The sequence below is a fragment of the Xenorhabdus hominickii genome (assembly GCF_002632725.1).
GTDB classification, from domain to species: domain Bacteria; phylum Pseudomonadota; class Gammaproteobacteria; order Enterobacterales; family Enterobacteriaceae; genus Xenorhabdus; species Xenorhabdus hominickii.
The window spans coordinates 96173-103372 of record NZ_NJAI01000007.1; the positions used below are offsets into that span (position 1 = coordinate 96173).

At 47.3% G+C, this 7200-nt stretch carries 6 protein-coding genes and 5 pseudogenes; 1 reads left to right on the forward strand and 10 read right to left on the reverse strand.

The features are described from left to right. The 8 genes and pseudogenes from Xhom_RS19285 to Xhom_RS19320 all read right to left on the reverse strand — a co-directional run. Window positions 1–549: pseudogene (locus tag Xhom_RS19285) on the reverse strand (hypothetical protein); the annotation flags it as partial. A gap of 54 nt (window positions 550–603) precedes the next feature. Then, window positions 604–1200 carry a YmfQ family protein gene (locus Xhom_RS19290; protein WP_069314995.1) on the reverse strand — a complete coding sequence of 199 codons (597 nt, stop codon included), beginning with the start codon at window positions 1198–1200 and terminating at the stop codon, window positions 604–606. Further along, window positions 1197–2332, reverse strand: a pseudogene (locus tag Xhom_RS19295) (baseplate J/gp47 family protein). The gene Xhom_RS19290 and the pseudogene Xhom_RS19295 overlap by 4 nt, the downstream one beginning before the upstream one ends. After that, window positions 2322–2768: a phage GP46 family protein gene (locus tag Xhom_RS19300; protein ID WP_069314994.1), complete on the reverse strand. Its 447-nt coding sequence runs from the start codon at window positions 2766–2768 to the stop codon at window positions 2322–2324. Before Xhom_RS19300 ends, Xhom_RS19295 begins: the two are co-directional and overlap by 11 nt. Continuing rightward, window positions 2765–3346, reverse strand: coding sequence for a phage baseplate assembly protein domain-containing protein (locus Xhom_RS19305; RefSeq protein ID WP_069314993.1), 582 nt, complete (start codon window positions 3344–3346; stop codon window positions 2765–2767). Before Xhom_RS19305 ends, Xhom_RS19300 begins: the two co-directional genes overlap by 4 nt. Then, on the reverse strand, window positions 3336–3881 hold the full coding sequence (locus Xhom_RS19310; protein WP_069314992.1) for a phage baseplate assembly protein: 546 nt from the start codon (window positions 3879–3881) through the stop codon (window positions 3336–3338). The genes Xhom_RS19305 and Xhom_RS19310 overlap by 11 nt, the downstream gene beginning before the upstream one ends. Then, window positions 3863–4555: pseudogene (locus Xhom_RS19315) on the reverse strand (major capsid protein); the annotation flags it as partial. The gene Xhom_RS19310 and the pseudogene Xhom_RS19315, both read right to left, overlap by 19 nt. 281 nt (window positions 4556–4836) lie before the next feature. Next, complete coding sequence (locus tag Xhom_RS19320; RefSeq protein WP_069314991.1) at window positions 4837–5121, reverse strand: hypothetical protein; 285 nt, start codon at window positions 5119–5121, stop codon at window positions 4837–4839. 169 nt (window positions 5122–5290) lie between these two features. Here Xhom_RS19320 and Xhom_RS19325 point away from each other — a divergent pair, with 169 nt between their 5' ends. Next, a complete protein-coding gene (locus Xhom_RS19325) occupies window positions 5291–5758 on the forward strand; it encodes an NUDIX hydrolase (RefSeq protein WP_069314990.1) in 468 nt (155 codons plus the stop codon). On the opposite strand, the pseudogene Xhom_RS19330 reads toward Xhom_RS19325, so the two are convergent. Continuing rightward, window positions 5746–5922: pseudogene (locus Xhom_RS19330) on the reverse strand (ISNCY family transposase); the annotation flags it as partial. The gene Xhom_RS19325 and the pseudogene Xhom_RS19330 overlap by 13 nt on opposite strands. A 4-nt stretch (window positions 5923–5926) precedes the next feature. After that, window positions 5927–6076, reverse strand: a pseudogene (locus tag Xhom_RS46685) (ISNCY family transposase); the annotation flags it as partial. Window positions 6077–7200: the final 1124 nt, after the last annotated feature.

The following is a 7200-nucleotide window of genomic DNA, read 5'->3' on the forward strand; positions in this document are numbered from 1 at the left end:
CCGGTTGCCGGGCACCGCCCCCAGTGTCGCCAGCGCTTCATTGGCGGTTCTTGCGCCTGTCCCGCCACACTGGATCGGTATCAATCCGGTCTCCAGAGTCCCGGTGTCATCAAATGACCAGACATGGCCGCCTTGCGTATTGTATGACCCCGTACGGTTATTATCTGTCACGTACAAATAGGTACTGCTATTGCCGCTGAGCAACCGGGTCTCACCGGTAGGCAGGCCAATGAGATGCCCGGCATTTTTGACGGTTTCCCGTAAGCCCAGGTTGTCCACAAACGCCGGTTTATCCGGAATGTCTGCGCCGTTCTTCGCTTTTTCGAGAGCGCCCTGTGAAATTAATTTTCTGATTGCCTCCGCTAATTGAGCCTCGTTAGTTTTATTTGGCTGTATTCCAGCGGCAGTCAGCACATTAATGATTTCTCTCTGAACGGTATTAAACCACGGAGCCTCTAATAATGTTGGCGGAACACCTGCCGCTACATTTCCATTCGTAAACTCATCATTGTTATCAGCGGTGTTTGTGATATCACCGATTTTTTGCATAGCTAATCCTCACTCAGTGAAGGTGATTAATGTTTAAATTTAATTAATGGCTGATTACGGGTTATAACCGAATTGCAGAATGGTGTGAGACGGGCTGATTTTCTGAAATGGGCATTCCAGTTTTTTATTTCCCCATGACCGTAACGGATCACCACAATAACTCCCACCCGCCACCGCGTAATTAACGGTGGTTGTCGGGGAATTAATCCGCCAGACAAAGGGCCAGTCCTCCCCGTTCAGAGCATCACCACACACAGACATGCCCGCTCTGGCCTGCCTGAATTCCGTAATGGTAATTTTAAATCCGAGCTCAGCCGCCACGCCGATGAAATATAATTTTGACTGACCACCCGTTCGTAATAATTTTGATACCACCGATTTTTGTCTCAATGAGATACTGTCAATTTCCCCCATGGCGCACTCATCAGGCAACCCCAGTGTTTTCTCCCATTCAGGCAACATAATGGTGGCGGTTGCCGGAAAACTGCCGGTTAATAACAAATGCGCATCCTGATCACTGCGGTGATAACTGTGTGCAATAGCCCCCATGGTGACGCTCATCACTGAATGGGGTGTTCGCGTCCAGGCCATGCCCGTTGGCAGTAATCCGTTGAGTGCTGCGGTATATTCACTGACGCTGTATTGTTTCATGTGTATTTGACCTCACCCCGCACAGGTAAATGTCCGACAGACAACGCCATGTTTTTTGTTGGTGACGTGATAACAAAACCGGCCGTGCCCGGCACATCCGCAATCGCATACTGCAGATCGGATATCAATATTTTCCCCGTTCCGTCCGGGTTTCCGCTCTCAAACAACACCGTATCAATCGCGGTGGCGATGCGGTGAGTGATGTCAGTGCCCACATGAGCGAGGCCGTTAATCGTGAAATCAACGGTGCGTTTTATCGGAGACAAGACCCAGATAATCGCTGTCACCGGCCGTAACGGGTAAATATAATCAGCGACACGCAACTGATCCCCGGACGCATGAACAGCATAGGGTTCATGTGATGAAACACCGTCGGCACCCATGGGGAAACCGTCACGCCCATTATTGTCACACATAATATACACACCCACCGTGCCCGCTCCCGCTGCTCGGGGTTTGACCCAGACGCGGGTAACCCCGGGGACGGCGAGTGCCCACTGTTTATAGTCATCATCCGAGCCGCCCTGTGGTGAACCCTGATAGGCGAGGAGCATACGAGAACGAAAATCTGATTCACGCTCAATATCAGTCCCGCCAGTTATCGCAACAATTGCCGTGCCCTCAACATTCACACCAGCAATACTCTGGTCCAGTGTTAATGCCGTGCCTGAAGGCGCATTACCCGCCGCGCCCCCGCCTGAATTGTCGTCGGTAACATCGGGCAATATCGCCATAAGAACAGCGTGACCCCGCCCATGATGAATCCGGGTTTCATCGACGGTTTTATATTGATAGCCATCGCCCCGGTTAAGTATCGTGCCGGCAGGGATAACCAGCCCGTCCGTCCCGGTAAATTGATAGTCCTCGCAACGCGCTGCTGTCGCCGGTTTTTGGAATATTTTTTCAGGGCGGCCCAGCCTGACAACCACTCATCGGTGGCCGTGAAGGGGGTGGTTTGTTTGGCTAGATAATCCAGATAGCCGTAATGCAGATGCGCCATTCCCGCATCCATATCCGCCAGCACCCCCATATTGGAAAACCGCAATAAGGGACCTGTCTTCTGCAATTCTGACTGCAGATAACTGCGATTTTGCTCGCGCAATTCGGTCAGTGTTTTTCGTTTAAATGGCATTTTCTCGTTCCCATACCCAGAAAAACCGTAAATCCTCATTATCGCGCCCGGGACGCTGATAACGAATGATCATGTTCAGACGATGGGGCCAGACAATCTGAGTGCCAATGTCGACAGCATCAGCCACGCCATCATCCAACATCCATTGCAGCGCCTCACGCGCGTAATCCTCCGCCGCCAGTGCGACAGCTGGGGTCAATTTCTGTCGATGCAACAACCATAAACGGGAACCTATCGGATAATCAGCGTCGTTATCGCCCCACCATCCCCGACGATCAGTGCCGTCAATGTCATCATCCGTCCGCGCCTGTCGGTCCGTAAATAAACTGATAATAATCGCGGTTTGCAGGTCATTACCGGTGACCAAATCACCGTGGCCAACCAGCCAATCGGCATGGATATTTTTTACATTCCACTCTGAGGTAATATCACTCATTTCACCGTCGCTCCTGTCGTTTGGCTGGTTACGGTTGAATCCCCTGACCTCACGCCCGGCACCGGATGGGTATGTTCGTTATAGGCATCACGCAGCTGTTTCATGGTAGTTTTGTTGCTGTTACAGTTATCAATAACATCCCCGGTGACTTTCAGCACTGGCGTATTCAGCCACACTTCGGTAGCGGCATTGACGGTAACTTTAGATGCATTGTTCACCGTGACCGGTTGCCCCTGTGCCTCGACGGTGATCCCTGATTCGGTCAGCAGGATATGCAGCCCCCATTGGTTATACACCACCACTTCACCGGGATTTAATCCCCGGTGCCGGTGTTGTTGATGATTGCTGCCAATCACCACCGCATTCGAGCGGTCACCCCCTAAAAATGCGAGGACAACATCGGTTCCGGCTGGCAGCCCTGACGAAAAGCCAAATTCTGCGATCCGTTTTGTGTTATCGCGGACTTCCATTGCCGTCTGATACTGCACCTGCTGGATGACGCCGCTATCATTACAGGTTGTGACCCGTCCCAGACCCAGCATCATCATGGCGCGACGATATAAATTTTTAACGTCCATAATCACGTAACTCCATAATCGTGTCGTAGAATTCGTAGGGTTGCACAGTGAATGCTGCCGGCGGCATCAGGGTTAACTCGGCCCGGGTTCCGTCATCTTTGTTGCGGACATAGGACACTTCTGACAATAGCCACTGTTCAGACGACAGTCCGAAAACAGGTAAATGAATCGGGATCAGCGTATTGGGTTGCCATAATGCCCCGCTGATATCCCGCCAACTGTCAACCAGCACCTTAAGAACTTTAGAACGTCCATAACGGCGGTTCATTTCCCAGTCAATGGCCTCCTGCTGGCGCTGGTGTGAATGCAGGGTGCTTTCGATAATGGTGACATAATTGCGATAGCGCATCTTTTCCGCTTCAGGGTCTTTTGCAGTTGCAATCTCAACCACCTTATAGCCCTGCCCGTTCGACAGTTCACTCAGGCCACTGACATTCATGGACAGGCCGCTGTACTCCGAAAACCGTTCATTCATGGAAGACTGGTAGTCCGCAAGTTCAATGTTTTTCCCCTGCTCTACACCACCATTGCGCACAATGCCGCATTCACTCGGCTGGGAATGACCAGAGGTGCGGATTGCACCATCAGGAAACGCTGCGCCGGATCTTCAATCAGCCAAGATTTCGGCGCATAGGCCATCGCCCCGTAGTTAAATTTCGGGTCTTTAATGGCACCAAACATACGTGTGCCCATCAAATCCACACAGGACATTAAAACCGCCCCGTCTGGGATCATCGGTTTTTCGATGTTATCAACCGGGTCAATAAACCAGTCATTATATAACCACAAATCAAAGTTCCCCCACCGACCTTTGTAGATGGCGCCTTTGGCAATCTGTGCGCCGGCGTTGATTTGGTTGCCATAAGGACTCAATGCCGGATAGTTGATAGCGTTGTCTTTAATGGACGTATCCAGCCGGAAAGCTTTCCATGATTTATTGGTAAAGACCAAATCTGTCGGCACCGCACCCGACTCTTTCAATATCCTTTGCTGCCAGTCTTCAATATCATCAGATGGCTGGGTATTAGTCTTGCCAGCCTCTACTTTCAATGGCCACTTATCGCTCCCACTCAACGCAATGGTTAAGCCAGCAGAGCGGCCAAAATCGATCACCTTAGCGTCGTAGCCCGCACCCACAACGGCGATTTTGCCGGACACCATGGCATTCGCGGCCATCCATTCGAGGCGGCGGTTAATCATGTCGATTTGGAATGTCAAATGGTGATGTAATTTGTTGTTATATAGTGATTTTATTTATCGATTAATGCGGTGGTATAGCCTAACGTATAGCAATAGCCGTTATCCAAGCCGCGCTATTCATTAATTTCAACTATATCCAGTGATAACCTGATATTCCATTATCAATAAAGCAGAGTCAGCGCACTAAACGTCCTGAGCTAATGACTGACAACGAATTTCGTCGGTAGTGAGAGGTCAGTACGTTAAACGCACCAACCTTGTGAAGAGGTTGCGACGCCATTCGTCGGAACCTATTGAGCGATAGAACTGACAGCCAACTGATAGCCCTGCCAGTAAGAAGCCTTTCCCGTCACAGTGATCACCTGACCTTTCCGTAACAACATCACCGATAGAGCCATCTCATCAAAGCCCACAACACGCAGCGGGTAATCACTGCGCTTCTCGCTCTGTGCCTGCATGGTAGCGACTGCCATCACTTTACCCGTCTGGCACTTTATACGCTTGGGGGCAACGGTAATCTTCCCTGTGATCGTAGCGACTATCGAGGGTGCATTCTTATTCTGTCTTCGTGCCATTTACCACCACCTATTGTCAAGGCTAAGTAGAGATATCCGCCTCTCAGCAAAGTTGAAATATCCACAAACTGTTAACTGTAAGTAATAGGTGAATACAGATAAGATATTACAACAATGTTGCTATTATCATTTAAGCTAATCCCCATTTATAGCTAAAAGGAAATAAGATATGCGTATTCGCTGTTCAGCGCGTTTGCTAATCATTAGCCCGTCTAATCGAGTATTATTGTTTAATTTTGTACATAATGACGATGCATTAACCGGTCAGTCATATTGGGCTACGCCTGGAGGAGGCGTTAAAAAAGGAGAGTCTTTTGAACAAGCCGCTATTAGAGAACTTCGTGAAGAAACAGGTATCCGAAAAAATAATGTTGGACAATGTGTTGCTCAAAGAACATTTGAAATGATTCTCCCTAGTGGAGAGGCTGTTTTAGCAAAAGAACATTTTTATATCGTAAATTTTGATAAAGAAGATATCAACACCACTGAATGGACTGAAAATGAAAAATCAGTTATTAAACATCATCATTGGTGGGAAATAGACCAGCTTATCAATACGTTGGAGACTGTTTATCCCAATAATATACCAGAAATATTTTTTACCGCAGTAAAAAACAATATCCTTCAGGAGCCATGACAGGGCTCCTGAATCTTTCTTCCAAATATTTCTTCTGAGCGAGATTGAAGAGTGACTAATGCTTCAAGCATATCGTCATTATTTAAAGAACATTGGGATTTCTTTTCTGTCGGCTTTTTACGCTTACGTGATGAACCATCACCAGCAGGAATGCTTTGTGAGCGGTTAGCGAACTAAAAGGCGTCGGCACTGACAGTCTGATATCCCTAAGCATTGTGCTGTCATTTTAGTCGTCAACCGTTGATCAATTACATCTTGAATGATTTTTAATCTATTAACGTCTTCCAATGTAAAAAACTCCGCTCTATAAGCCGTCATGTATATCCCTTAATGGTGAGTCTACGTGACGGACATCTTAACTTAGCTCAGAGCGGACATTACAACTTTGCTATTACACCTATAGATGACGCAAATTTTCGTTATGTTAAAAATCAACAGGTTAAAATTATAATTACTTTCCAGTTCCTGACTGCGAACGTAACACGTACTCAGTGACATTAAGTAACCTTGTACTGGACGGCTTAAACTCAAGCCCACCTGCGTTGTGATTACCACAATGGAGACTTAGCAAATTTACTCGAAAATCACGCTCTAACGAAAAAAACACGAAATAACTGTACCATCTGTACCACTTGGAATATTTTACTTTTATATCAATTGATTAAGGTGGTACAGATACGAAAAATAACTATAAATAACTGCGCCATATCTGTACCACGCTCACGGAAGCAATGACCAGTGGCAACTATCACGATTTCCGTGATGGTTGATTTACAAGCTGGACAAACACAATAAATACATTGTCTCTGGCTAGCTCTATTTGCGCTCCTCTTAAAGAGGTGTGTAAATTCTGTGAGTCAGTATTACTGCCGCGCAAAGTTTGTGAGCAAATATCACTTATGCACAAAGCCATCTGCGAGTAACTGTCAGTCACACCCAAAGTCCGATTATCGGATATTGGATTTTGCAGCGACGAATTTCGTCGGCACAAATATTCATCATTTGCATACCGATATTTTCGGTACGCAAACTGAACCTCTTAAAGAGGTGTAGTTCTTGCTCCATGCAACAAGGTAACCAACCGACAATAAGTCCGGTGGTTAAAATACAAGCAGACCCCAAATTCGGGGTCTGATTAAATATCAATGGGTTATCACCTAAGCCCGAATTAGGGCTTTGCTTTGCTAAAAGGTGTGGTGATTTCCACCATACCCTAAATGGGATATCACACTTTGAGAGGGTCACGATTTTGACCATCTACGGCAACTATAGGGATTTCCCCAACAGTTGGTTAACACCTTGACTTCCTTAATCTCCGTTTCTCTGCCGGAAATAAGTAAAAACAATAGGTTACGATAAATGGGATTTCAAAGCCCTTTTAACCGATTGATATTCCTCAATTCCTGCTCAGAGTCGGAATTCTGGTTTTCTGCCGGAAATAA

Bases quoted from the DNA above. Each gene is read 5' to 3' on its own strand.
- Xhom_RS19305 (WP_069314993.1), bottom strand. From the start codon at position 3,346: ATGGACGTTAAAAATTTATATCGTCGCGCCATGATGATGCTGGGTCTG.
- Xhom_RS19325 (WP_069314990.1), top strand. From the start codon at position 5,291: ATGCGTATTCGCTGTTCAGCGCGTTTGCTAATCATTAGCCCGTCTAAT.
- Xhom_RS19300 (WP_069314994.1), bottom strand. From the start codon at position 2,768: ATGAGTGATATTACCTCAGAGTGGAATGTAAAAAATATCCATGCCGAT.
- Xhom_RS19290 (WP_069314995.1), bottom strand. From the start codon at position 1,200: ATGAAACAATACAGCGTCAGTGAATATACCGCAGCACTCAACGGATTA.
- Xhom_RS19320 (WP_069314991.1), bottom strand. From the start codon at position 5,121: ATGGCACGAAGACAGAATAAGAATGCACCCTCGATAGTCGCTACGATC.